The organism is Pseudomonas sp. FP1742 (genome assembly GCF_030687145.1).
Taxonomy (GTDB): domain Bacteria; phylum Pseudomonadota; class Gammaproteobacteria; order Pseudomonadales; family Pseudomonadaceae; genus Aquipseudomonas; species Aquipseudomonas frederiksbergensis_D.
In genome coordinates, this window is sequence record NZ_CP117460.1 from 2,715,465 (window position 1) to 2,741,508 (window position 26,044).

The 26,044-nt window shown below is 60.4% G+C and carries 18 protein-coding genes; 11 read left to right on the top strand and 7 right to left on the bottom strand.

What is annotated here, in order from left to right:
* The first annotated feature begins 146 nt into the window (after positions 1-146).
* Together PSH64_RS12170 and PSH64_RS12175 are read left to right on the top strand one after the other, a co-directional pair.
* Positions 147-1,214: a YCF48-related protein gene (locus PSH64_RS12170; protein WP_305480787.1), complete on the top strand. Its 1,068-nt coding sequence runs from the start codon at positions 147-149 to the stop codon at positions 1,212-1,214.
* 28 nt (positions 1,215-1,242) lie between these two features.
* On the top strand, positions 1,243-3,627 hold the full coding sequence (locus tag PSH64_RS12175; protein WP_105345290.1) for an RND family transporter: 2,385 nt from the start codon (positions 1,243-1,245) through the stop codon (positions 3,625-3,627).
* Between the two features lie 63 nt (positions 3,628-3,690).
* On the opposite strand, the gene PSH64_RS12180 is transcribed toward PSH64_RS12175, so the two are convergent.
* The 3 genes from PSH64_RS12180 to PSH64_RS12190 form a co-directional block, all read right to left on the bottom strand.
* Positions 3,691-8,406: a dermonecrotic toxin domain-containing protein gene (locus tag PSH64_RS12180; RefSeq protein ID WP_305480788.1), complete on the bottom strand. Its 4,716-nt coding sequence runs from the start codon at positions 8,404-8,406 to the stop codon at positions 3,691-3,693.
* Positions 8,407-8,680: 274 nt separating this feature from the next.
* Positions 8,681-9,400 (bottom strand): FadR/GntR family transcriptional regulator, encoded by a 720-nt coding sequence (locus PSH64_RS12185; RefSeq protein WP_181150703.1) that lies wholly within the window; start codon positions 9,398-9,400, stop codon positions 8,681-8,683.
* Between the two features lie 223 nt (positions 9,401-9,623).
* On the bottom strand, positions 9,624-11,360 hold the full coding sequence (locus PSH64_RS12190; RefSeq protein WP_305480789.1) for an IlvD/Edd family dehydratase: 1,737 nt from the start codon (positions 11,358-11,360) through the stop codon (positions 9,624-9,626).
* A 194-nt stretch (positions 11,361-11,554) separates the two neighbouring features.
* Here PSH64_RS12190 and PSH64_RS12195 point away from each other — a divergent pair, with 194 nt between their 5' ends.
* The 3 genes from PSH64_RS12195 (at position 11,555) to PSH64_RS12205 (ending at position 15,611) form a co-directional block, all read left to right on the top strand.
* Entirely contained in the window at positions 11,555-12,877 is a 1,323-nt protein-coding gene (locus PSH64_RS12195; protein ID WP_305480790.1) for an MFS transporter, read from the top strand.
* Positions 12,878-13,027: 150 nt separating this feature from the next.
* Positions 13,028-14,020 carry an AraD1 family protein gene (gene araD1 / locus PSH64_RS12200; RefSeq protein ID WP_105345277.1) on the top strand — a complete coding sequence of 331 codons (993 nt, stop codon included), beginning with the start codon at positions 13,028-13,030 and terminating at the stop codon, positions 14,018-14,020.
* A gap of 10 nt (positions 14,021-14,030) precedes the next feature.
* A complete protein-coding gene (locus PSH64_RS12205) occupies positions 14,031-15,611 on the top strand; it encodes an aldehyde dehydrogenase (NADP(+)) (RefSeq protein ID WP_305480791.1) in 1,581 nt (526 codons plus the stop codon).
* Positions 15,612-16,179: 568 nt separating this feature from the next.
* On the opposite strand, the gene PSH64_RS12210 is transcribed toward PSH64_RS12205, so the two are convergent.
* The gene (locus tag PSH64_RS12210) at positions 16,180-17,142 is read right to left on the bottom strand and encodes a transposase (protein ID WP_305478208.1); all 963 of its coding nucleotides are present in this window, start codon (positions 17,140-17,142) and stop codon (positions 16,180-16,182) included.
* A gap of 376 nt (positions 17,143-17,518) precedes the next feature.
* Here PSH64_RS12210 and PSH64_RS12215 point away from each other — a divergent pair, with 376 nt between their 5' ends.
* The 6 genes from PSH64_RS12215 to PSH64_RS12240 all read left to right on the top strand — a co-directional run bounded on the left by PSH64_RS12215 (position 17,519) and on the right by PSH64_RS12240 (position 20,225).
* Positions 17,519-17,815 (top strand): DUF5629 family protein, encoded by a 297-nt coding sequence (locus tag PSH64_RS12215; protein ID WP_105342203.1) that lies wholly within the window; start codon positions 17,519-17,521, stop codon positions 17,813-17,815.
* Entirely contained in the window at positions 17,802-18,977 is a 1,176-nt protein-coding gene (locus PSH64_RS12220; protein WP_305480792.1) for a lactonase family protein, read from the top strand. The genes PSH64_RS12215 and PSH64_RS12220 overlap by 14 nt, the downstream gene beginning before the upstream one ends.
* 155 nt (positions 18,978-19,132) lie before the next feature.
* The gene (locus PSH64_RS12225) at positions 19,133-19,312 is read left to right on the top strand and encodes a hypothetical protein (protein WP_105342199.1); all 180 of its coding nucleotides are present in this window, start codon (positions 19,133-19,135) and stop codon (positions 19,310-19,312) included.
* 205 nt (positions 19,313-19,517) lie between these two features.
* Positions 19,518-19,643 carry a hypothetical protein gene (locus PSH64_RS12230; RefSeq protein ID WP_280523858.1) on the top strand — a complete coding sequence of 42 codons (126 nt, stop codon included), beginning with the start codon at positions 19,518-19,520 and terminating at the stop codon, positions 19,641-19,643.
* Positions 19,644-19,758: 115 nt separating this feature from the next.
* Positions 19,759-19,971, top strand: coding sequence for a hypothetical protein (locus PSH64_RS12235; RefSeq protein WP_105342196.1), 213 nt, complete (start codon positions 19,759-19,761; stop codon positions 19,969-19,971).
* Positions 19,968-20,225, top strand: coding sequence for a hypothetical protein (locus PSH64_RS12240; RefSeq protein WP_105342194.1), 258 nt, complete (start codon positions 19,968-19,970; stop codon positions 20,223-20,225). The genes PSH64_RS12235 and PSH64_RS12240 overlap by 4 nt, the downstream gene beginning before the upstream one ends.
* A 170-nt stretch (positions 20,226-20,395) precedes the next feature.
* On the opposite strand, the gene PSH64_RS12245 is transcribed toward PSH64_RS12240, so the two are convergent.
* The 3 genes from PSH64_RS12245 to PSH64_RS12255 are packed head-to-tail and all read right to left on the bottom strand — an operon-like array spanning position 20,396 to position 25,871.
* A complete protein-coding gene (locus tag PSH64_RS12245) occupies positions 20,396-20,992 on the bottom strand; it encodes a glutathione S-transferase (protein ID WP_105342191.1) in 597 nt (198 codons plus the stop codon).
* Positions 20,989-24,630: an SbcC/MukB-like Walker B domain-containing protein gene (locus PSH64_RS12250; RefSeq protein WP_305480793.1), complete on the bottom strand. Its 3,642-nt coding sequence runs from the start codon at positions 24,628-24,630 to the stop codon at positions 20,989-20,991. Before PSH64_RS12250 ends, PSH64_RS12245 begins: the two co-directional genes overlap by 4 nt.
* On the bottom strand, positions 24,627-25,871 hold the full coding sequence (locus PSH64_RS12255; RefSeq protein ID WP_105342186.1) for an exonuclease SbcCD subunit D C-terminal domain-containing protein: 1,245 nt from the start codon (positions 25,869-25,871) through the stop codon (positions 24,627-24,629). Before PSH64_RS12255 ends, PSH64_RS12250 begins: the two co-directional genes overlap by 4 nt.
* Between the last annotated feature and the right edge of the window lie 173 nt (positions 25,872-26,044).

The following is a 26,044-nucleotide window of genomic DNA, read 5'->3' on the forward strand; positions in this document are numbered from 1 at the left end:
AACCCCGATAGGATAAGCCCAGCTTCCGAAGGGGCTCTGGATTGCGGGTTTCAGGACTATGCTTCTGAATAGGGCAATTCCGGTGAGCACCCCTTACGGCGCCCTGAAGGGTTGAACGACCTAACAATAATAATGGGGGAAGGTCTATGAGTGAGCCTGTCATGGGTGTGAGTATTTGCCGCCCGCCGGCGTTACGCAGATTCGCGTTGCTGGCTACAGCGCTCTCGCTGTTGGGTTGTGCGGTGTTGTCGGCCCCTGTGCTGGCCGCTGCCGCGCCGACCTCCGACGTGGTTTATTCCATTGAATCCGCCAAGGCCAGCAAAGGCCTGATGCTCGATGTCGTGCATGCCGGCAAACGCCTGGTGGCGGTCGGCGATCGCGGGCATATTCTGTATTCCGATGACCAGGGCGCGACCTGGACCCAAGCCAAGGTGCCGACCCGGCAACTGCTGACGGCGGTATTTTTCGTCGATGACAAACACGGTTGGGCGGTCGGCCATGACGCGCAGATCCTCGCCAGTGAAGACGGCGGGGTCACCTGGACCAAACAATTCGAAGACCTGCGACGCGAATCGCCGCTGCTGGATGTCTGGTTCAAGGACGTCAACAGCGGCTTTGCCGTGGGCGCCTACGGTGCCTTGCTGGAAACCACCGACGGTGGCAAAAACTGGGAAGATGTCAGCGATCGCCTGGACAACGAAGACCAGTACCACCTCAACGCCATTGCCGCGGTCAAGGACTCCGGCATTTTCATCGTCGGCGAGCAGGGCAGCATGTTCCGTTCCGCCGATGAGGGGCAGACCTGGGAAAAGCTTGAAGGCCCCTACGAGGGCTCGCTGTTCGGCGTGATCGGCACCGCGCAACCGGGCACGCTGCTGGTCTACGGCTTGCGGGGCAATCTCTACCGCTCCACGGATTTCGGCACCACCTGGGAACAGGTCGAACTCAAGGCTGCACGGGGTGCGCTGGAATTCGGCCTGTCCGGCGCCACGCTGCTCGACGACGGCTCCATCGTGATCGTCGGCAACGGCGGCAGTGTCATTCGCAGCAGCGACGACGGCGAAACCTTCAGCGTGTTCAACCGTCCCGATCGCATTTCCGTCTCGTCGGTCACGGCGGCGGGTAACGGTAATCTGATTCTGGCTGGCCAGGGCGGCGTGCGCGTCACCTCGCCAACCGGCGCAGAGAATGGAACAAACGGGTCGTCCAAATGAGCCGGGCAAATAATAAGAAGGCGGGTCTATGACATCCTTAAGCACTCCTCATCAGGACAAGGCGACGTTTCTTGAGCGCCTGATCTTCAACAACCGCCCGGCGGTGATCGTCATCTGCCTGCTGGTCAGTATTTTCCTGTTCTGGCAGGCGACGCTGATCCGACCGTCCACCAGCTTCGAAAAAATGATCCCGCTCGAGCATCCGTTCATTGAAAAAATGATGGAGCACCGCAACGATCTGGCGAACCTGGGCAACACGGTGCGGATTTCCGTGGAAGCCACCGATGGCGACATCTTCTCCAAGGAGTACATGGAAACCCTGCGCCAGATCAACGACGAGGTGTTCTACATCTCCGGCGTCGACCGTTCCGGCCTCAAGTCGCTGTGGAGCCCGAGCGTGCGCTGGACCGAGGTGACGGAGGAGGGCTTCGCCGGTGGTGAAGTGATCCCCCAGAGCTATAACGGTTCCCAGCAAAGCCTCGACCTGTTGCGCAACAATGTGCTCAAGTCCGGGCAGGTCGGGCGCCTGGTGGCCAACGACTTCAAGTCGAGCATCGTCGACATCCCGCTGCTGGAGTCCTACCCGGACCCGCAAGACCAGGGCAAGTTACTGGCGCTGGACTACCGCAAGTTCTCGCATGAACTTGAAGACAAGATCCGCAACAAGTTCGAAGCCCAGAACCCTAACGTGAAGATCCACATTGTCGGGTTCGCCAAGAAAGTCGGCGACCTGATCGATGGGCTGGTCATGGTGGTGATGTTTTTCGGCGTCGCCTTCGTCATCACCCTGATCCTGCTGTACTGGTTCACCAACTGCATGCGCAGCACCGTGGCGGTACTGAGTACGACACTGGTGGCGGTGGTCTGGCAGCTGGGCTTGATGCACTTTTTCGGCTTCGGGCTGGATCCGTACTCGATGCTGGTGCCGTTTCTGATCTTCGCCATCGGGATTTCCCATGGCGTGCAGAAAATCAACGGTATCGCCTTGCAGTCCAGCGAGGCGGACAACGCACTGACTGCGGCACGGCGCACATTCCGTCAGTTGTTCCTGCCGGGGATGATCGCGATCCTCGCGGATGCGGTGGGCTTTATCACGCTGCTGATCATCGACATCGGCGTGATTCGCGAACTGGCCATCGGCGCGTCCATCGGCGTGGCGGTGATCGTGTTCACCAACCTGATCCTGCTGCCGGTAGCGATTTCCTACGTCGGTATCAGTAAACGCGCCGTCGACCGCAGCAAGAAAGACGCGCACCGCGAGCATCCGTTCTGGCGCCTGCTGGCGAACTTCGCCAGCCCGAAAGTGGCACCGGTTTCCATTGCCCTGGCGCTGATCGCTTTCGGCGGTGGCCTCTGGTACAGCCAGAACCTGAAAATCGGCGACCTCGACCAGGGCGCGCCGGAATTGCGTCCGGACTCGCGTTACAACAAGGACAACAGCTTCATCATCAACAACTACTCCACCAGTTCCGACGTGTTGGTAGTGATGGTCAAGACCAAGCCCGAAGGTTGCTCGCGCTATGAAGCCATGGCACCGATCGACGAGCTGATGTGGAAGATGCAGAACACCGAGGGCGTGCAGTCGGCGATCTCGCTGGTGACCGTGTCCAAGCAGATGATCAAGGGCATGAACGAGGGCAACCTGAAATGGGAAACCCTGTCGCGTAACCCGGACGTGCTGAACAACTCCATCGCCCGCGCCGATGGCCTGTACAACAACAATTGCTCCCTGGCCCCGGTGCTGGTGTTCCTCAACGATCACAAGGCCGAAACCCTGGATCGCGCGGTGCATGCGGTGCAGGACTTTGCCAAGGACAACAACAAGGAAGGCCTGGAGTTCATCCTCGCCGCCGGTAACGCCGGGATCGAGGCCGCCACCAACGAGGTGATCAAGCGCTCCGAACTGACCATTCTGGTTCTGGTGTACATCTGCGTCGCGACCATGTGCATGATCACCTTCCGGTCCTGGGCGGCGACCTTGTGCATCGTACTGCCGCTGGTGCTGACCTCGGTCCTCGGCAACGCCCTGATGGCGTTCATGGGCATCGGCGTGAAAGTGGCGACCTTGCCGGTGGTGGCGCTGGGGGTGGGGATTGGCGTGGACTACGGCATCTACATCTACAGCCGTCTGGAAAGCTTCCTGCGTGCCGGTCTGCCGTTGCAAGAGGCGTACTACCAGACGCTGAAGTCCACCGGTAAAGCCGTGTTGTTCACCGGTCTGTGCCTGGCAATCGGCGTGTGCACCTGGATCTTCTCGGCGATCAAGTTCCAGGCTGACATGGGCCTGATGCTGACCTTCATGCTGCTCTGGAACATGTTCGGCGCACTGTGGTTGTTGCCGGCACTGGCGCGGTTCCTGATCAAGCCGGAAAAACTGGCGGGGCAGAAGGGCAACTCGCTGTTTGCTCACTAGGCGTCAGCCTGAACCAAAAAGCCGCAACTCAGGTTGCGGCTTTTTTATGGGGGAGCGAATCACTCAGCGTGGTTGTAGCGTCAGGAATGCACTGTTGGCCAGTTCCTTGCTGATGATCCCGCGGTGGATATCGATTTTCTGTTTCGGATCTGTAGCCTTGGCCATCGCCGATTCGTAGGTTTCGAAGCGTTGTTCACTGGTTTTCAGATGGGCCTGGGTATATTGCGCCTTGGCATCGTTGGAGCGTGCATAGTGAAAATGCGCGTACCACCAGGGTTGATCGTCTTTGTTCAACAGGACGTACTCCTGCATGAAGTCTTTACGTCCGGTTTTCAGTTGCACGCGATTGCCGATCATGCGCGGGTAAACCTCCTTGCACCGTAACAGATACTCCACACCCTCACTGCTGGGGGGCTGGGCCAGTGTCATGCGGATGCGCAGTTCCGATGCCTTACTGTCGAGGGCTCGCGCGTGATCGCGTAAATCGCTGATTAACGAGGCATCTTGTTCCCGGTTTGGCGAGGGTGCCTCATGATGTTCAAGGCCCTCGGCATACCCGGTCAGCTTTTGTGCTTCGCGTTGCAATTGCTCTTCAATTTCCTTGGGTGAGCTTGCGCGTTGCGCGTAACCCTCGATTTTCCTTACCTGCTTGTCGACATTGGCGATGGCCTTGCGGGCATCCCCTTTGAGCTGTGCGTAGGAGTGCGCGGAGGCCTTGGGTGCGGGTTGCCTGACCTCGACCATTTCTACCCAGACATTCGGCTCATGTTCATGGAAAGAAGCCAGTGGCGCATCTTCGAGTGGACCGTTGATATCAACAATGTCTCCGCCCTGGTTAGCCACGCGGGGGCGAATATCGCCGATCAGAGTGCCCTTGGCGGTTTTGATGACCCGTTTGCGACTGGCCCATGAAGAGGGGCGCTGGATCGGGGGCTTGCTGGTTCCGGGTGAAGGCGGAGCGGGCTCGGAGGCCGAAGGTTGCGGGAGGTTTTGAAGGTCGTCGGCCAGACGTCGCTCGGCATCGAGGCGCAGTTCACCGATGATCTCTCGCAGGCGATTGAAAGCCGCCGGCTGTAAATCTTCGGCATTGAAGATACCGATACTTTCAAGCCCGTCGAGTGCTTTGCGGTAGTGATCGACCAGGTTGTCCAGAACGGCGATCCGATCGCTGCTGTTATACGTGCGAGACGTTTGCAGTTCGGAATGGGAGCGAGACAGCAACATCAGGGGATCGAGTGCGCGTTCGAGTGGGGCCATGGTGGCGCTCCCCAGTTCCTTCAGGCTGAGAATCCGCAAGATGCTCAGTTGGTAGGACTTGACTCGCAAGGCGGTCAATTCATTCTCGGAGCGATTGTCGGTCAACCGTTTCCAGTCCTCCAAGCCCAAGCGAGACAGGTGTTTAAGCTCCGCAAGTCGGCTCTCTGCTTCTTCGTAGAACCTGATCATGGTTTCGTTGACTTCGGAGGTCCTGCGCATGAATTCGAAGTATCGATCCAGTACGACGTTGCCCTTGTCCTTGATTGCTTCGCGCAAGTGTTCGATACCGCGGGTCAAGTCCGCGTAAGTTCGATTGGTGGCTTCCCGTTCCCGGTCGGCGATGACAACACGTTTGCGCGCGTTGTTGATGAGATTCTCCAGCAGGCTGCGCTGCAGGTTTGGATCGGGGTCGGATTTGCTCAGAGCGCTTTTTTCGCGGATTTCGGCAAGCGCCGTGACATAGGTTTCGCTCTGTTTGTCCAGCTCGTCCGCGAACCGTTGGCGAAAAGTCGCGCGATCCTGCTCGCTGCTGGCGGGGTCGTTTTTTTTCAGCTCCATCAGTTTTTCCGCGATATCAACGCGTTTTTGCACCTGTGTCTGCTGCTGCAAAAACTCCTGGAGATTCAGTTCCAGCAGGCTGATGCGTTGCTGTTTGCTCTCACGCAGGGCATCCCGCCTGGCGTTACGTCCTCCGCCGAGCAGTTTCAGCCCTTGATCCAGCGTCCACCGGCCATACCCATCGGTTTTGAGCTTGATGCCCGGATGGTCGGGATGCTCGGGATGTACCAGGTAGACCTCACCGAAACCGGGCACGACGCTCACGCGAAACAGCAGGCCGGCGATCGTGGCGTGCCATTTGTTGTCGATGCGGTACAGCCCCTTGAACGGACCGGTTGCAACGGGCTCTGGCTGGGACGCCGGCCATGCAACCTTGACCGCCAGCAGCTTGTTGAACAGCCGCGCCGAGGTCGAGTCCCGAGCGGTCGACAGGTTGAAATCCAGCAACGTATTGCCACTGCCCGGCGGTTCGGAGGGCAGTCCGGGTGTTTCTTGAGTGATGGTTGTCTCGGGATGCAGCAAGTCCAGTGGCAACAGACGCCGCAGCGAATCGAGGGTCACCGGAGCGTCTTTGCCCATGCGCTCTGGCGCCAGTGCAGGCCGTTCACCTTGAGTTCGTGCGACATGCAAAAGGAGCAGGCCGATGTTCAAGAGCACATCGATCCAGGCCAGATTCCGGGCAGCCGGGTCATCACTGTCCAGTGCGGGCAGGTCGTTGATCAGGCTGTGGGTGATTTGCAGCATCCAGCCCACCAGCATCGCCGGGCCGCGTAATAGTGGCAGTACCAGGTTGTTAAAGACCAGCCAGCCACCCTCAAGGATGATCGCCCAACGGCTTTCGGCATTGGACACCGCTTGCCTGTCAGCCAGATCGGCCAGCGCCCGGGCGTTGCTGGCGAACAGGCTGGCCGGCAATCGACCTTCCTCCACTGCACTGAGCCACTGGGCCGCAGCTTCGTCGCCTGCCAGAATCGCCGGTTTCGGCTTGTCGGGCGGCGAGAACTCGTCGCCGATGTGAAAGTGGTTGATATGCGGTTCGTTGAAACCGTTGTTGTCGTAAACCGGACGTGCGCGGTCCGGGAGCCAGGTCAGCACGCTGGTTTGCAGCGCGCCCTGTTGCGCGACCGCTTTGAGCAAGTCGCTGCGTGCGGCGTATTGCTGCAGTGATGGGGTGTACAACGGGCGATAGAGGATATGTGGACCCGTGGCCTGCAAGTCTTTGGGCTCGATGATGAACATGTTGGCGGCCACATCACAGTCGGCGCCGCCCTTGCGTTGGAACGCCAGGGGTCGGATGACCACGGCCTGTTCATCGACGACCCGTTCGGCGGCGGTTCGATTCATCAACGCATCGACATAGCGATACCCCAGATGGGTGAACCCGTGCTCACCCTTGATCGAATGCTCGAGGGCCAGCAGGGGGAGATGAACCGACAGTTCCAGCGCGAACAATCGTTCCCGCTCCCGTGCGTCGTCGGTGTCGCCGAGCAGCAAGGTTTCGATCAGTTCGGGATAGTGCTGGCCGACATTGACCCGGCTCACCAGGTCCAGCAGATAGGCGTCGGTAGTCCACTGCTGAATCAGTTGATCTCCCGTGTGGCGGACAGTCATGCGGCCCTTGGGTTTTGCGGCGAGATTTTTGATCGCCAGCTCGGTCAGGGTCATTTTGACGGTTTCGATGTAGCCGCTGCCGAGGTCACCGACGGGCACATGAAAGGTCAGTTCCAGCTCGTCGGAGTTGTAACCGGGCGCCAGCGGATAATCTTCCTGCATCTGCTTGTGCAGGGCTTTTCGGGCAAACGTACGAAGGTCGTCGATGCCATCGTTGAAGGTGCGCCCCTGGGTCTGTTGCTTGACGCTGGCCATGGCCAGGACGTGCTTGCGATAGGCCATGCGGTCAGTGGGTGTCGCCGCTTGCAACCACCTGGGAATCGATGCCTGTATCGGTTGAAAAACCGCATCGTCCGGTTGGCTGTCGATGAACAGCGTGGCGATGTCGGTGATCGCGTCAACGTGTTTCGCCAACTCGCCCAGGCCCCGGCTGGCGGGCAGTTTGAGCGCAGCCAGATCTTCCAGTTGCCGGTTCAGGAGCAGGGCAGCCTGGATGTCAAAGATGTTGCCGTCCGGTTCAAACCGCTTCCAGGTGATGACATCGGCCTTGTATGCCTGCTGAAACCGTGCGCCCCAGGCCAGGCCGAAAGCTTCCAGGGAAGCGAAGGGCTCGATTTTGCCGGTCACGCTGCACAACAAATGGGTTTCACCACAAGTCACCAGGAGCTCGGAGGCCTGCAGCGTAATGGAGACGTCACCGTTGGTCAGGGTGGTTTGCAGGGTGCAGGCTTGTATGGGGCCTTTTGACCAGGGTTGCTGGAGACGCTGCAGGTTGTCCGGGTGGCTGGCCAGCTCCGCGAGAATCCCGGCCTGCACCGGGTTGCTTTTCGACAGGCGGGTCGCGGATGTCTGCAGGACGCCGGCCAGCAAGTTTCCCAGCCATTGCCAGCGGCTGACGCCGGTCTCGTCCTTCTCATTCCAGTAAAGGGTCAGCGATTCCTGAAGCCCGATGTGCAGCAAGTCGGGTAGCTCAAGGATGACCCCCGCAATCACCTGGAGATCAGGCAGGCGTGATGTGGTTTTGCCGACAGTCAGTTGCGCGGGCGCACGGTTGGTCAGAAAGCAGGCACGACCGAACCGCTCGCTGAAATCGACAGGTGTGCCGCTGGCCAGATAATCCAGTACCAAGTCCAGCAGCAACGTGAGGCGCCAGGCCCCGTTGGGAATCGGCTGCGCGATTTTGGTTCGCTCAGGGTCAAAGTCCAGTTGCGGGTATTTTTCCAGTACGCCGTCCTTGAGCAGGCGAGCGGTTTCCGAGCGCAGGGTGGGGCGGGAGCTGAAGCGGGCGCTGACGGCGTGCACGATGATGTTGGTCAAATCCGCCGTGGCAGGGGGGGATGCAGGTATCGGCATGATGCAATCCTTTGCATGGGTTGAGTTACGCAAAGTAAGGCGAAGCCGCAATGGATGTGCGGTAACGGGATACCGCACATCCGGCAATTCGATGATCTAAGTGACGGCTACGTGGCGGCAAGGAAAAAGCCGCCATCCAGTCGCGGCTATGCTCATATCTTGGATTTCACACACACCTGTGGGAGCGGGCTTGCTCGCGAATGTGGTCTGCCATTCCATACCTGTGCTGACGGACACACCGCTTGCGCGAGTACGCCCAAGGGAAGTGTGGTGGTTATGAGGGATCGGTGCCGAGCACCACATTCAGGGCATTCCGCGCATCGTCCAGTTGCACCAACGTCGCATGCCGCGCACCCAGCGCATCGCGATTCTCGATAGCCGTGAGAATTGCCTTATGCCGAGGCAGCGCCAGTTCATGCAGGTTCGGCCGTTGGTTGGAGTGCTTCAAGGCTTCGGCAATCGCCACCGACAGCATGTTGCACAGGTTCGCCAGCAAGTCGTTGTGGGTTGCGTCGGCGATGCGGCTGTGGAAATCCAGGTCCGGCTGCAACAGCGCTTCAGGCGTCGGCGCGGCTTCCATGCGTTGGTAGGCTTCACCGATGGAGGCGATGTCTGCGTCGGTGGCGAATTGCGCGGCCAGCGCGGCGGCGGCCGGCTCGATGATGCTGCGCACGCTGGTCAGCAGGTTGAAAAACTCATTCTGCGGGCTGCTTTGCATCAGCCAGTGCAACACGTCCGGGTCGAGCATGTGCCATTCCCGGCGCGGCTTGACCACGGTGCCGACCCGCGGACGGGAATACACCAGCCCCTTGGCGACCAGCACTCGGGTCGCTTCGCGCAGAACCGGCCGGCTGACCGCGTATTCCTCGCACAACAGGGCTTCGGCGGGCAGTTTGTCGTCCGGTTTGAAACGTCCCGAGACAATCTGCATGCCCAGTTCCTGGACGATGCGCGAGTGCATGCTTTTGCGGTCGGAGGGTTTGCGGTAATCCATGGGGAACGGCGCGATCCTGTGCGATGGGGTGCTGCGCATGATAGCAGGCGCAGCGAGGACGGTCGCCAGAGCAAGCACGGTCCTGAATCAGATGAATATCAAAATGTGGGAGCGGCAGTGCGGTGATCCGACTTGCTCGCGAAGGCGGACTATCAGTCAACATCAATGTTGAATGTGATGGCCTCTTCGCGAGCAAGCCCGCTCCCACATTTGGTTGATGCTGTCAGTGAGAGTGGCGGGGGACTTCGGAGCCGCGGCAGCCAACCAGGAAGTCGAAGTCGCAGCCCTGATCCGCCTGCAGCACATGGTCGATGTACAACTGACGATAACCGCCCACCAGCAATTGTTGCGGCGGCTGCAGATCGGCCATGCGCGCGGCCAGTTCGGCGTCGGGGATGTCCAGATGCAAACGGCCATTGGCGCAATCGAGCTCGATCCAGTCGCCTTCCTTCACCACCGCCAAAGGCCCGCCGGCGGCGGCTTCCGGTGCCACGTGCAAGACCACCGTGCCGTACGCCGTGCCACTCATGCGTGCGTCGGAAATCCGCACCATGTCGGTCACGCCTTGAGCCAGTAGCTTCGCCGGTAACCCCATGTTGCCGACTTCGGCCATGCCCGGGTAACCCTTCGGCCCGCAGTTCTTCATCACCAGAATCGAGTCGGCATCCACGTCCAGTTCCGGGTCGTTGATCCGTGCCTTGTACATGTCGAAATTCTCGAACACCACCGCGCGCCCGCGATGTTGCATCAGCTCGGCACTGGCGGCTGAAGGCTTGAGCACCGCACCCAGTGGCGCCAGGTTGCCGCGCAACACGCAGATGCCGCCATCGGCGCGGATCGGGTTGTCGAGGGTGCGGATCACTTCATCCTGGCCATAGATCGGCGCGTCCTTGGTGTTCTCGCCAATGGTTTTGCCGTTGACGGTGAGGGCGTTCGGGTTGGGAATCAGGTTGGCTTCGCCGAGGCGGCGCAGCACCGCAGGCAAGCCACCGGCGTAGTAGAACTCTTCCATCAGGAAGCGCCCGGAGGGTTGCAGGTCGACGATGGTCGGCATGCCGCGACCGATGCGGGTCCAGTCATCCAGGTCCAGTTCCACGCCGATGCGCCCGGCGATGGCTTTCAGGTGGATCACCGCGTTGGTTGAACCGCCGATGGCGGCGTTCACCCGGATGGCGTTTTCGAAGGCTTCCTTGGTGAGGATTTTCGACAGTTTCAATTCTTCGCGAACCATCTCCACCGCCCGCATGCCGGACATGTGAGCGAGTACATACCGGCGCGCATCCACCGCTGGAATCGCCGCGTTGTGGGGCAGGGAAGTGCCGAGGGCTTCGGCCATGCAGGCCATGGTCGACGCGGTGCCCATGGTGTTGCAGGTGCCGGCCGAACGGGACATGCCGCCCTCGGCCGCGAGGAAGTCGTCGATGGTGATGGTGCCTGCTTTCACTTGTTCGCTGAGCTGCCACACCACGGTGCCCGAACCGATGTCCTGGCCCTTGTGCTTGCCATTGAGCATCGGCCCGCCGGTGACGACGATCGCCGGCACGTCGCAACTGGCCGCGCCCATCAGCAACGCCGGAGTGGTTTTGTCGCAACCGGTCAGCAGCACCACGCCATCGATCGGGTTACCGCGAATCGCTTCCTCGACGTCCATGCTCGCCAGGTTGCGGGTGAGCATGGCGGTGGGGCGCAGGTTCGATTCGCCGTTGGAGAACACCGGGAATTCCACAGGAAAGCCGCCCGCTTCGATCACCCCGCGTTTGACATGCTCGGCGATCTGGCGGAAATGCGCGTTGCACGGGGTCAGTTCCGACCAGGTGTTGCAGATGCCGATGATTGGCTTGCCGTGGAACTGGTGGTCGGCGATGCCCTGATTCTTCATCCAGCTGCGGTACATGAAGCCGTTCTTGTCGGCAGTGCCAAACCATTGGGCGGAGCGCAGGGTGGGTTTCTTATCAGACATGATCGGTTCTCTTATTGTATGACTATATTGTGCAAGCTATGGCCTAACATAAGCGTAATTTCCACGGTTTGGAAGTGTTGTTGGTTAAATAGTATTACTATATAGTCGGCTTCAACGGAGGGATCGGCCCTGGCGGTTTTCCGCGAGAGGCGTCCCCCGAGGTTCTATAAAAACAACAATCGGAGACCGAACTCATGAGCCAGGAACTGCGGCTTATTCGTCGCATCACGCTGAAACTGATTCCCTTCCTGATCCTGCTGTACCTGATCGCTTATGTGGATCGCTCCGCGGTAGGTTTCGCCAAGCTGCACATGGGCGCTGACATCGGCATCGGTGACGCGGCTTACGGGCTCGGTGCCGGGCTGTTCTTCATTGGTTACTTTCTGCTGGAGATCCCCAGCAACCTGATGCTCGACCGCTTTGGCGCCCGGCGCTGGTTCGCGCGGATCATGGTTACCTGGGGTGCCATTACCATCGGCATGGCGTTCGTCCAGGGGCCGCACAGTTTCTATGTGATGCGCTTTTTGCTTGGCGCGGCTGAAGCCGGGTTCTTCCCGGGGGTGCTGTACTACATCACCCAATGGTTCCCGATTCGCCATCGCGGCAAGATCCTCGGGCTGTTCATCCTTTCCCAACCCATCGCGATGATGATCACCGGCCCGGTGTCCGGCGGTTTGCTCGGTATGGACGGCGTGCTTGGCCTGCACGGTTGGCAGTGGTTGTTTATCGTCATCGGCACCCCGGCGATCCTGCTGACCTGGCCGGTGCTGCGCTACTTGCCGGACGGCCCGGACCAAGTGAAATGGATGGATCAATCCGAGAAAGACTGGCTGGCCGGTGAACTGAAAAAGGACCTCGCCGAATACGGCCAGACCCGCCACGGCAATCCGCTGCATGCACTGAAGGACAAACGGGTGTTGCTGCTGGCGCTGTTCTATCTGCCGGTGACCCTGAGTATCTACGGCCTGGGTTTGTGGCTGCCGACGCTGATCAAGCAGTTCGGCGGCACAGACCTGGTGACCGGGTTCGTGTCGTCGGTGCCGTACATCTTCGGGATCATCGGTTTGCTGATCGTGCCGCGCAGTTCCGACCGTCTGAATGATCGCTACGGTCATCTGGCGGTGCTGTATGTGTTGGGTGCCATCGGCCTGTTCCTTAGCGCCTGGCTGTCGGTGCCGGTGCTGCAATTGGCGGCGCTGTGCCTGGTGGCGTTCGCGCTGTTTTCCTGCACGGCGGTGTTCTGGACCTTGCCGGGGCGCTTCTTCGCCGGCGCCAGTGCGGCGGCGGGCATCGCCTTGATCAACTCGGTGGGCAACCTCGGCGGCTACATCGGTCCGTTCGTGATCGGTGCGCTGAAGGAATACACCGGTAACCTGGCCTCGGGGCTGTATTTCCTGTCTGGCGTGATGGTGTTCGGCCTGGTCCTGACCGGTGTGGTGTATCGCCTGCTGGAACGCAAGCATGTGTTGCCGGCCGACCAGTTCGCGGCCAGTGCCCGGGGGGCTACCCGTACCTGAGGTCAACACGGCTCAAATGTGGGAGCGGGCTTGCTCGCGAATGCGGAGTGTCAGCCAACATAAATGTTGAATGTTAAGCCGTCTTCGCGGGCAAGCCCGCTCCCACAAGGTCCTGCGTTGTTTTGAAGTTTGCGTTAACAGGAGAAAGACATGCGTTTAGTTCAGTTCGAATTGAGTAATGGCGAACGCCGCGTCGGTGTGGTCGAAGGCGATCAGGTACGCGAAGTGCAGGCTGCGCGCACGGTGCGGGATCTGGCGCTGGCGGCAATCGAGGCGGGGGGCAACCTTGAGCGACAGGTTCAAACCCTGGGCCTGGGCATCAGCCACGACTATTCGGCGCTGCTGGCCAATCTGCAAATCCTCCCGCCACTGGATCACCCGGACCCGGCACACATGCTGGTCAGCGGCACCGGCCTGACCCATTTGGGCAGCGCGTCGGCCCGGGACAAAATGCATCAGCAGGCCGGCGACGAAGCGGCGATGACCGACACCATGCGCATCTTCAAGTGGGGCGTGGAGGGCGGTAAACCGGCAGCCGGCCAGGCTGGCGTGCAGCCGGAATGGTTCTACAAGGGCGATGGCAGCATCGTCGTGCGACCGGGCAAGCCGTTTCCGCTGCCGCCCTTTGCCGAGGATGCGGGGGAGGAGCCGGAGCTTAGCGGCCTCTATGTCATCGGCCACGATGGCAAACCGTATCGCCTCGGTTTCGCGGTGGGCAATGAGTTCTCCGATCACGTCATGGAGCGCAAGAATTACCTTTACCTGGCTCACTCGAAATTGCGCAGTTGCAGTTACGGCCCGGAGCTTAGGGTCGGTGAGTTGCCGCAACACCTGGCAGGCACCAGCCGCATTCTGCGCGACGGCGAAGTGCTGTGGCAGAACGAGTTCCTCAGTGGCGAAGCCAACATGTGCCACAGCCTGGAAAACCTCGAATACCACCATTTCAAGTACAGCCAGTTCCTGCGCCCCGGCGACGTGCACATTCACTTCTTCGGCACCGCGACCCTGTCCTTCGCTGACGGCATCCGCACCCAACCGGGTGATGTGTTCGAGATCAGCCAGGCCGAGTTCGGCGCGCCTTTGATCAACGGCATTGAACCCGTTGAAGCGGCGTTCGAACCCGGCACCGTCGGCACACTTTAAGGAGACACCCATGACCCGGATTCTTGGTCACAACTACATTGGCGGCCAGCGCAGCGCTGCCGGCACCGTCAAACTCCAGAGCGTCGATGCCAGCACCGGCGAGGTCTTGTCCCACGATTTCTATCAGGCGACCCCTGAAGAAGTCGATGGCGCCGCAAAGGCTGCCGCTGCGGCTTACCCGGCCTATCGCAGCCTGAGCGCCGAACGGCGTGCGCAGTTCCTCGATGCGATTGCCGATGAGCTCGACGCCTTGGGTGATGAGTTCGTGGCTGTGGTCTGCCGTGAAACCGCGTTGCCGGCCGGCCGTATTCAAGGCGAGCGTGGGCGCACCAGCGGCCAGATGCGTCTGTTCGCCAAGGTGCTGCGACGTGGTGATTTCTATGGCGCGCGGATCGATCGGGCGCTGCCTGAACGCACGCCATTGCCACGTCCCGATCTGCGTCAGTACCGCATTGGCCTGGGACCGGTGGCGGTGTTTGGGGCGAGTAACTTTCCGTTGGCGTTTTCCACGGCCGGCGGCGACACCGCTTCGGCCTTGGCCGCCGGCTGCCCGGTGGTGTTCAAGGCGCACAGTGGGCATATGGCAACCGCTGAGTGGGTGGCCGACGCGGTGATCCGCGCCGCCGAGAAAACCGCCATGCCGGCCGGTGTGTTCAACATGATCTACGGCGGTGGAGTGGGCGAGGCGCTGGTCAAGCACCCGGCCATTCAGGCGGTCGGTTTTACCGGTTCACTGAAAGGTGGCCGGGCGCTGTGCGACATGGCCGCGGCGCGGGCGCAGCCGATTCCGGTGTTTGCCGAGATGTCGAGCATCAACCCGGTGATCGTGTTGCCGGCGGCGCTGCAAGCTCGCGCTGAAAGCATCGCCCGTGACCTTACGGCGTCGGTGGTGCAGGGCTGCGGGCAGTTCTGTACCAATCCGGGTCTGGTGATCGGCATTCGCTCGCCGCAGTTCAGTGCGTTCGTGCAACAGGTGGCCGGGCTGATCGGCGATCAGCCGGCGCAAACCATGCTCAATGCCGGTACGTTGAATAGCTATGGCAAGGGCCTGCAGAAGCTTCTCGCGCATCCGAAAATCGAGCATCTGGCCGGCAACCCGCAACAAGGCAATCAGGCGCAGCCGCAACTGTTCAAGGCAGACGTGAGCCTGTTGCTCGATGGCGATGAAGTGCTGCAAGAGGAGGTGTTCGGCCCGACCACGGTGTTCGTCGAAGTGGCGGATCAAGCGCAACTCAGTGCTGCGCTGAACGGCTTGCACGGGCAACTGACGGCAACGATTATCGGTGAGCCGGCGGACTTCGAACGCTTCGGCGAGCTGACGCCCTTGTTGGAGCAGAAGGTCGGGCGGATCTTGCTCAACGGTTATCCGACCGGCGTGGAAGTCTGCGACGCGATGGTCCATGGCGGGCCGTACCCGGCGACTTCCGATGCGCGCGGCACCTCGGTGGGCACCCTGGCCATCGACCGTTTCCTGCGCCCGGTGTGCTTCCAGAACTACCCCGACAGCCTGCTGCCGGAGGCGCTGAAGAATGGCAATCCGTTGCGCATCCAGCGCCTGGTCGATGGCAAACCATCGCGCGATGCACTCTAACCGCCGAACACAATCACCTTGTGGGAGCGGGCTTGCTCGCGAAAGCAGTCTGACAGTCACCATTGATGTTGAATGCGACGGCCTCTTCGCGAGCAAGCCCGCTCCCACCTGTGTTTAGTGTCGTTCGCGAATGTTGTGACCGGCACTGGCCCATTGTGGGAGCGGGCTTGCTCGCGAAAGCAATCTGACAGTCACTGCGATGTTGGATGTGCCGCCGTCTTCGCGAGCAAGCCCGCTCCCACCTGTGTTTAGTGTCGTTCGCGAATGTTGTGACCGGCACTGGCCCATTGTGGGAGCGGGCTTGCTCGCGAAAGCAATCTGACAGTCACCATTGATGTTGAATGTGACGGCCTCTTCGCGAGCAAGCCCGCTTCCACCTGTGTTTAGTGTCGTTCGCGAACGTTGTGACCGGCACTGGCCCATTGTGGGAGCGGGCTTGCTCGCGAAAGCAATCTGACAATCACTGCGATGTTGGATGTGCCGCCGTCTTCGCGAGCAAGCCCGCTCCCACCTGTGTTTAGTGTCGTTCGCGAATGTTGTGACCGGCACTGGCCCATTGTGGGAGATTCTATGTTGCAGGACAACCCTGCAACGGTCGATTCGGTTGGTATTCGCTCTGGTTTTTCATCAGAGCGAACGCCACCCGGGCGAGTTTTCGGGCAAGGATTACCAGGGCCTGAGTCCTCTTGAAACCTCTGGCCAGGTACCCTTCATAAAATGGTTTCCAGGTCGCTGAACGACAGGCGGCCATGGCCGAGTTGTGGGCCAGACGTCGTATTTCCGGATCCCCTTTCTTGGTCAGACTGCGACTCCCCGTCTTTTTTCCCGAGTCATCGACCCTCAAGTCCATGCCCAAAAAAGCGATGAAGGCATTGCTGTCCTTAAACTCGCCACGCAAAAAAGCCGTCGCAAATCCAGTTGCCGTCAGTACACCAACGCCTTCAATGGCCTTGCAACGCTCAATATTTTCGGCGGCTCCGGCCTCTTTGCTCAGGTCACGCAGCTGTTTTTGAATGGCCAAATCCGAGCGCTTAAACGTCTCCATCAGACATTTCAGCTCTTCTTCCAGGCGCGGCTCATTGGCCCAGCTCTGAGCCAGGCTGACACGCGCCTTGATCAGTGCTGCCCGTCGATGAAGCAGGCTTTGCAGGGCCTTGTAAGCCTTGGGCGGCGGGCTCCAAGCGCGTAACCCACCCTGTTCATGCGCCAGATACCGAGCCAGAAGACGAGCATCACACGGATCATTTTTAGCTCGTTGGCCGACACTGCGGCGGTAATGACTCAAGCGATAACCGTCCACGACGTAGACCTGATGACCCAACTCATAGGCCAACTCAACCGTGTCCAAGTGGTAAATGTTGGTGGCCTCAACGGCAATGCCACTTTTGGCGGGCAGCGTCTTGAGCCAACGTTTGAGTGCTGCTCGATTATTGGAGATGGCTTGTGTGGTTTGCAGATCGGCGCGATAGACGAGCACCTCAGCCTTGGCCACATCAACACCCACGACCGCTTGCGAAGTAAGGATTGTCATGACGAATCCTCGGAGCTAGGGTTTAAGAGCTTGTTGGGGTCTACCGTTGCGCTGGCTTGTCTCTATCGTCGGCCTAGCCGATGAATTCCTTATTGGCGCTTTTAGGTAGAAGGGGTGGGACGAAGTCTCCCACGGTCTGTACTGGCTAGAGTCAGAATCGGGCTTTTAGTCCCACCCACCCCTTCAAGTCTAAACATACAAGCGGGCTTGCTCGCGAAAGCAATCTGACAGTCACTGCGATGTTGGATGTGCCGCCGTCTTCGCGAGCAAGCCCGCTCCCACATGTGTTCGGTGTCGTGTGCGAGTGTTGTGACCGACACGAGCCCGCTTCCACATTGAGCTATCATTGCCCTTTCCCATTCAAAGATTGACTGCCATGACTGCCGTAAACGACACCTTGCTCAACGCCCTCGAACACTGCGACATGCTGGAGATCGACGGGCTGCACGCTTTCGATTTCTCCCTCGATGAAGACGACAACCTGCACATCGAATGCATGGACGGTCGGGCGCTCAAGCGTTGGGAGTTCACCATGGCCCAGATCGCGGCGGCGACGTTCGACCCCTCTCTGAAGAGCTGGATCATCACCGGTGATTCCGGCGAACACCGGCTGGTGCCCATGGAAGCGTTTGGCGGTCAGGATGACGAGGATGAAACGAATGAGGATGCGTAACTTCTGGCCACTGTTGATCGCCGGCAGCGTCGGCGCGATGGGCGTGCAGGCAGCGCCGGTCGACAGCTACGAGTTGTTGGTGGGCTCGTACACCGCCGGCCAGAGCCAGGGGATTTATCGCCTGAACTTCGACAGCCGCACCGGGCAGATCGATGCCAAACCCCTGCAAGTGGTGAAGAGCGCCAACCCCTCCTGGCTGACGGTGTCCAAGGATCAACATCGCTTGTTCGCGGTCAACGAAAACGGCCCGGGGCAGGCCGATCCGGTAGGGCGCGTCAGCAGTTACGCCATCGATCCGAAAACCCATGAACTGAGCCTGATCAATCAGGTGCAAACCCTGGGCAACGAACCGACCCATTCGAGCGTCAGCGGCGATGCCAGCCATCTGTTTGTCAGCAACTACTCGGTGGCCGAGGACCCGGGCGGCACCCTGGCAGTGTTACCGGTGAGCCCCGATGGCAAGCTGAAACCCGTCGTGCAGATGAGCGGTCATCCGTCCAGCCGGATCGACCCCGAGCGGCAGATGTCGGCGCACGTGCATTCGGCGATCTCTTCGCCGGATGGTCAATACGTGTTTTCCAATGACCTGGGCGCGGACAAGATCTTTATCTATCGCTTCGACCCCAAGGCCAATCCGGAACTGCCGTTGACTGCCGCCAAACCCGCGTCCGTCCCGTTGCCACCCGGCAGCGGGCCGCGACATCTGCTGTTCAGCGCTGATGGCAAGCACGCCTGGCTGACCCTGGAAATGAGCGCACAGGTGGCGGTGTTCGACCATCAGGACGGCAAACTCGTGCAAACGCAGTTGGTCGATCTGGCGGCGGGGCTGCCCACATCGGGCAAGGCTGCGGCGGCGCTTCATGCCTCGGCCGATGGCAAGTTCCTTTACGTCAGCAACCGTGGCACCGCCAATCAGTTGCTGGTGTTCGCCATCGACCCGGCAACCGGGCACCTCAAGGAGCTTCAGCGCCGCTCGGTGGACGGTGATCACCCGCGCGAGTTCAGCCTCGATCCGAGTGGCAAATTCGTGCTGATTGCCAACCAGAAGAGCAACCAGATTGTCGTCGTCGAGCGCGACGCCAAGACCGGTCTGCTGGGCAAAACCGTGCAGAAACTGCCGATGGATGCCCCGAGCGATCTCAAGTTCCTGCTGCGTCAATAGGCCGCAGGCCCCGATTGATGGGGCCTGCAACCTTCTATTAATGAGACTGATATCGGCTAATGCTACAAAGCATTTCAAGGCGCCGACCCTCGGGAGTTAAGTTTGCTTCACGGCCCAACCGGGCAAGCAAGCCAACTGAATCGAGGATTACCGCCATGAACTTCAATCTCTTCTCCGTCATCGCCGCTTCCGCTATCTCTGCCACTGTTGCATTGCCCGCCAGCGCCAACGTTGAAATCAGCGACAAAAAATCCAACACCCAAAGCTACACCCAGAAGTACCTGCAACAGAGCGCTAACTTTTATGCCGCGCTGGATCACAAAACCCAACAATGAAATGTCAGCCCTGCGCCCTTTATGCAGGAGCGAAGTCACTTGCCGATCGATCCGTAAGGCTCGAAAGGCCCCGAAGTGATGTCGCTCCTGCATAACGCATTTACGACAGCATCATATTGCTATCAATGTATTGCTTGATATCACATGGCCATGTGTTTAAATTTGACGCTGATTTTTTGACTCCTTCCCTAAAAGGATCGACAGCATGGCGATGCGTCTGGCAGTGGTTCTCCTGTTTCTCTACTCCACCCCGATTCTGTCGGCTGCCCAGCCCGCTCCCAGCGAGCCGGACGCGGCCCGCGAGCGCTTGATGAGTTTTATTGAAGACTGAAATAGACTGGCTTAATGATCAACGAAGCTGATGGTTACTATGGATAACCCTGAGTGGTTATCACGGCTTTTTTGATCGATTCTGTGGGCACTGAAACATGCCCACGGAGAACACCATGGCCAGCACCATCCTCACTTCTGCCAAACACGGCGCCTACCTGGCCATCGGTCTTTATGTGGTCATGGTGTTGGTCGTCAGCCTTTCGGCTCAATCGCAACACAGCCTTCAAGCTCCGATTCAGGTCGCTTATCCCGGCATCCAGTTCGAACATCAGGCTCGACACTCGGTAGTCGATCACATTGATGTGGCGGGAGTGGCAGGGGCATGAAAGGACGCAAACTCTGGGTCATTGCCTTTCTGGCGTTCATGACCAATGGCGCCTCGTTGTTGGGGATCGGGCAGGGCTCGGCGGGGTCGCTGGCACGGGCCATCGAGTGCAATCACAACATCGCCCACAACATCCAGACCGCCAAAGCGCTGGAGTTGCTGGTGGGTAATCCGCCGAGCAAATCCAATGGCGAATTTTTCGGGCCATTCCAGGTGGATTGCTCGGCGTTGGGGATGTGTGAAGTGTTGGCTTGACTCCCTTACCTGCACACACCCACACCTGTAGCAGCTGCCGAAGGCTGCGTTCGGCTGCGAAGCAGTCGTAAAACCAGAGCTTGCGGTGCATCAGTCAGACCGCATCAGCCGAGTTTACGACTGCTACGCAGCCGAACGCAGCCTCGCACGCTCGGCAGCTGCTACAAAGGCTACTTCTGCATCACACCGGTGAACAGATCCGATTCCAGAAAGCGCTGCAACCAGCCCTGCAATCGCACATAAGGCGTCTGCCCGAACCATTCGCGATCCACATGGGCGAACTGCCGTACGAATGGCATCAAGGCGACATCCGCCAGGCTCGGGTGCTCGCCTAGCAAGTAGTCGCGCCCCTCCAGCAACTGATCCAGCTTGCGCAAGAACACCTCGCCCTCGGCGCGATAAAACGTCATTGGCTGCTCGGGATAACGCTCGGCGTATTTGTAGCGATTGAGGTGCACTTTGAACACCTGATCGTTTTCTTCGATCAGCTCGGCGATGGAACGCTGCCCGACAGGATCGTCCTTGAGCAACCAGTCCTGCGGATCGTTCTGCGCCAGCGCCCAGCGCATGATCTCCAGGCTTTCATCGATCACCCGGCCGTCCACGCTCAACACCGGCACCGTGCCTTTGCTCGACAGTGCGAGCATTTCGGCCGGCTTGGCCTTGAGGCTGACCTCGACGATATTCACCGCAACCCCCGAATACCTCAGGGCCATGCGTGCGCGCATGGCGTAGGGGCAGCGGCGGAACGAATACAGCGTGATCATTTCACCTCCAGGGTACTCAGGCCATTGCCCTGGCGATGGACCTGGATCTGCACCGGAATCCGTTCATGCATTTCCTGTACGTGGGAAATCACCGCGACCTTGCGCCCCTGCGCCTGCAAGCCGTCGAGGGCATCCATGGCCAGTTGCAGGGATTCCGGGTCGAGGCTGCCGAAACCTTCGTCGATGAACAGCGATTCGATTTTCAGCGTGCTCGACGCCATCGATGCCAGACCCAGCGCCAGGGCCAGCGACACCAGGAACGTCTCGCCGCCGGACAGCGAATGCACCGAGCGCAGTTCATCGCCCATCTCGGTGTCCATTACCAATAACCCGAGCATGCTGCCGCCCCGTTTCAGGCGATAGCGCCGCACCAGTTGCCGCAACTGGACGTTGGCGTGATGCACCAGCAGGTCGAGGTTGTAGGCCTGGGCGATTTTGCGGAAGGTGTCGCCGGTGGCCGAGCCGATCAGTGCATTCAAGCGTGCCCAGCGCTGGTACTCGGCGTAGGCGTCGGCGATCTGCTGCGCCAGCGCCTGATTGGCGTTCTGTCGACGCTGATCCTCGGTCTGCTCGGCGCGTAATTCGGCGCAACGATGCTCGCTGGCGGCGAACAGGTTTTGCAGTTCCGCAAGCGCCGTAGCCAGTTGCTCGGCATCCAGGTTGCCGTTGTGCTGCGCCTGATGATCGAGCAAACGCTGATCCCGCTCCTGCAACAGCACCTTGGCTTGTTCAATGGCTTTTTCGCTCTGCTGCAATTGCTGACGCAGTTCGCTGACCTGTTGGTCGTCGACGCCGAGCAGTGCTTCCAGTCCGCCGTCGTCCAGCTCAGGATGTTGCGCGCGCCAGTCGGCGATCTTGCCGCTCAGCTCGCGGTCTTCGCTTTCCAGGGCTTGCGCACGCTCCTGCTGCGCCTTGAGTTCGGCGGCCAGTTGCACCAGCCCCGTGCGCACGCTTTGCAGTTCCTGATTGGCCGTCGCTTCGGCATTGCGCGCCTGTTCGACGGCCTGATCCAGTTGCTGTTGCCATTGTTCGGCGCTGGCGTGTTCGCCCAGCAGTTGCGTCAGTTTTTCCTGGCAAGCCTGTTGTTGCCCTGCCAACGCGCTGAACTGCTGCTGCGCGGTGTCCAGTTGCTGGGTGCGGGTCTGCTGGCGGTCCTGTTCTTTGTCCAGCGTCTGCTGGCGTTGTTGCTGTTCAACGAGTTCATCGCGCTGCTGGTCGAGTTGTTGCAGGCGTTGGGCGATCTGCCGGTCGAGCTGCATGAAGGTCGCGGCGGGTTCGTTGCGCAAGGCTTCCAGCGTCTCGGCTGGCAGCAGGCTGCTGAAGGCGCTCAGTTCTTCGTCCAGGCGTTGGCGATCGCTGCTCAACTCCCGCTGCTGGTTGAGCAGGTGTTGTGTCGCCTGTTGGTTGGCCGCTTCGGCGCCGCGCAGTTGCTGCGCCAGGCGCGCGGCATCCTGTTGCAGGGTGAGCAGGGCGGTTTGCCGTTGTTCGTCCTGGGTGATGCTTTGGTTCAACTGGCTGCTTTGTTGGGTCAGCCAGGCATCGCGCTTGTTTGCGTCCTGGGCCAACAGTTGAGCGGACAGAGGGTGCGCTGCCAGGCTCGGTGCCAGGCTTTGTTGCTGAGTCGCGAGCTGTTCCTGCTGTTGCAGCAGTTCTTTTTGCTGAGCAATCAAGCCACCGACTTCGGCGCGCAGATCGGTGAGTTTTTCCTTGAGCAGGTCGACGGCTTTCTGGGCGTTGGCCTGTTCGCTTTCATCATGTCGGCCGAGGCTTTGCAGCAAGGCTTCAGGCTGATGATAAGGATGGTCCGGGCTGCCGCAGACCGGGCACGGCTGATCGTCCTGCAGTTGCGCACGCAGTTCTTCGACGCTGGCACTGCGCGCCAGACGCTGACGTTCCAGCAATTCGCGGGTGACGGTCAGGGTCTGTTCGGCGACGGTCAGTTCGGCCTTGGTCTTCACGCCGTCCTGGGTCAGGCGATCACGCGCCTGCTGCGCGGCGAGCTGGCGCTGCTGAAGTTCGGTGCCGCGCTTGTCCAGTTCCTGCTGGCTGGCCCACAGCCGGGTCAGTTCTTCAACGGCCCGCAGTTGCTTGCGGTTGTCCTGTAGCAGACTGCCGAGGATCTGAATCTGCTCGGCCACGGCTTCGGGTTCGGCACCGGCCTCTTTGTACAGCACCTCAAGGCTCTGGCGCTGGGTGGCCAGATCTTCGGCGGCGCGGGTGGCGCTTTGTTCCAGGGCGGCCAGTTCGGTCTGGCCCTGGTTCAAGCGATTACCGATCAGCATCAGTTGTTGCAGGCGATCGCGGTAGGCGTTCCAGGCATCGCTCAGCGGCGCCAGATGAGTGCTCTGCTCAAGCTCGGTGGCAATTCGCTGCAAGCGTTCTGCGACCTGTTTCTGTTGCTCGAGCAAACCCTGAATCGTGCTTTGGCCTTGAGTGCAGGCCAGTTCTGCCTGCTGCTTGAGGTCGGCACTGAGGCTGGCGTCCTTGGCCAGGCGGGCGAGGGTGCTTTGCTCCTCGAAGGCCTGACGCAGCAGTGGCGCGCTGTTGCTGTGTTGGCTCTGCGCCGCGGCCAGCGCCGTTTGCGCGGCATTCAGGCTGTGTTCGAGCTGAGTCTGGCGTTCGCTCAGTTGGGTCTGCCGTTGAGTATGCTGCTGTATCTGCGCGGCCAGCGGGGCGAGCTGGGCGGTCAGTTCGGTCTTGCGTGCGAACTGATGCCGTTGCGGGGCCAGTTGCTCCAGGCGAGTCAGCTTCAAGCGCTCGCCGGCCAGGCTGTCCCAGTGTCGCTGGGCGGTTTGCAGTTGCTCGCTGGCGCTCTGTTGCGCGTCCTGCAACTGGCGCAAGTCCTTGAGCCAGGTGTGTTGCAACTCCAATTGCTTGAGCTGTGCCTGCTGGGTCTTGAGTTGTTGCTGCGCCTCTTTGAAGCGTTCATCGAGTTCGGCCCGGGCTTCAGGCGACAGCGGCGTGACCCCGGTGGCCTGGTCCTGCAACAGCTTATGAACTTCCCGTGCTTCTTTGGTCTTGTCGAAGGCGCGGCGACCGAGGCGGGTGTAGAGCGCGGTGTCGGTGAGTTTTTCCAGCAGTTCGCTGCGATCGTTGTCGTCCGCCTTGAGGAACGCGCTGAACTCGCTCTGGGCCAGCAACACGGCGCGGGTGAACTGTTCGAAGTTCAGACCCAGTACGGACTCGATCTGGCTTTTGAACTCAAGTTTCTGGCTGGCGAGCAGTTGATCCTGATCGATGTCGCGCAGGCTCTGGCGACTGGCTTGCAGCTTGCCAGCGGCCTTTTCCCGGGCGCGATTGGCTTCCCAGCGTGCGCGATAACGACGGCCATCGATGCCGACGAAATCCACTTCGGCAAAGCCTTCACCGGTGCCGCGACGCAACAGCGTACGCGGATCGCCAGTGCTGATTTCGCCATCGGCGTCCGGGGTTTTGGCGGACGCTTGAGCGTTGTTCAGCCGCGGTACGGCGCCAAACAGCGCCAGACACAGCGCGTCGAGCAGCGTACTTTTGCCGGCGCCGGTTGGCCCGGTAATCGCGAACAGGCCGGCGCTGGCCAAGGGCTCGGCGGTGAAGTCGATCTCAAACGGCCCGGCCAGGGAGGCGAGGTTTTTCAAGCGGATCGCGAGAATTTTCATGGTTGCTCGCTCTCCATCTGCACGTCTTGCAGCAGCTCGGCGAAGTCCTTGAGCGTTTGCTCGTCGACCTCGCTGCCGTAGTTGTCCAGCCAGGCGCGGCTGAACAGTTCCTGCGGTGTGAGCTGATCCAGTTCGATCAAGGTGGCGCCGTCATCGACACCATCGCGACTGCCGTTGCCGGCGTATTCGGCGGCAATCCGCACCAGCCGTACCGCTTTGCCTTGCAGGGCCGTTTCCACTTGATGGCGCAGGTCCGGTTGCGGTTCGTCGAGACGCACCCGCACTTCCAGCCACGGCTGGCGCTGGATATCGGCGAGCAGGTCGATGTTGGGCAGGTCGGCCAGTTGCAACAGGATCTCCGCCAGGGGCGCGGGGCCGAGGCGTTGCAGGTTCACCGGCCGGGGAATGAGCTTCGGTTCGACGCTGAGCAGGGTTTCGCCATCCAGTTTGATGTCGAGAATCTGATGCTGATAACCGATCTCGGAGAATGACAGCGGGATCGGCGAGCCGCTGTAGCGGATGCGCTCTTCACCGTTGACCTTCTGCGGCTTGTGCAAATGCCCGAGGGCGACATAGCTGATGCTCGGCCCGAACAGGCTGGCAGGCAGGGCTTCAGCGTTGCCGATGATCAGGCTGCGCTCGGAGTCCTCGGAAACCGAACCGCCGGCCATGTGCGCATGGCTGATGGCGATTAGCGCCTGGCCCGGCTTGCGCTTGGCGTTCGCCGCCTCGATCAGCCATTCGTGAACCTGGCCGATGCCGCGCAAATAGTTGTCACCCAGCTGCGCGCCGGTCACTTCGGCGGGGCGCAGGAACGGCAGGGCCAGGCACCAGGCAGCGATTTCACCCGAGGCATCCGGCAACGGCAGCAACAGGCGTTCGGCATCCAGTTGACCGTCATCCAGCCACAGCACGCGACCCAGGGCATGAGTGCGCAAGCGCCGCATCAACGGCGCGGGCAGTTCGATCCGCGAGCCGGAGTCGTGGTTGCCGGCGATCATCACAATGGTCAGCAAGGGCTGCTGTTCGTGGGCGCTGACGATGAAATCGTAGAGGCGTTCCTGGGCTTTGACCGGCGGATTGACCGTGTCAAAGATATCGCCGGCGATCAGCAGCACATCGGGCTGGTCCAGCTTCAGCTGACGCAGCAGCCATTCGAGAAAGCAGGCGTGCTCGAAATCGCGCTCCTGGCCGTGCAGGTTCTGCCCAAGGTGCCAGTCGGAGGTGTGAAACAGACGCAAGGCGTACTCCGCAACAAAATAAGGTGATGGCCGCGAGAAGAATGATGGCGGCTAAAGAGGGGAGAGTTTACTGGCAAACACAGGGGATGTGGTCAGGCACTGATTTTGTGGCGAGGGGGCTTGCCCCCGTTGGGGTGCGAAGCGCCCCTTACAATTCTTCAGTGCTACCGAGT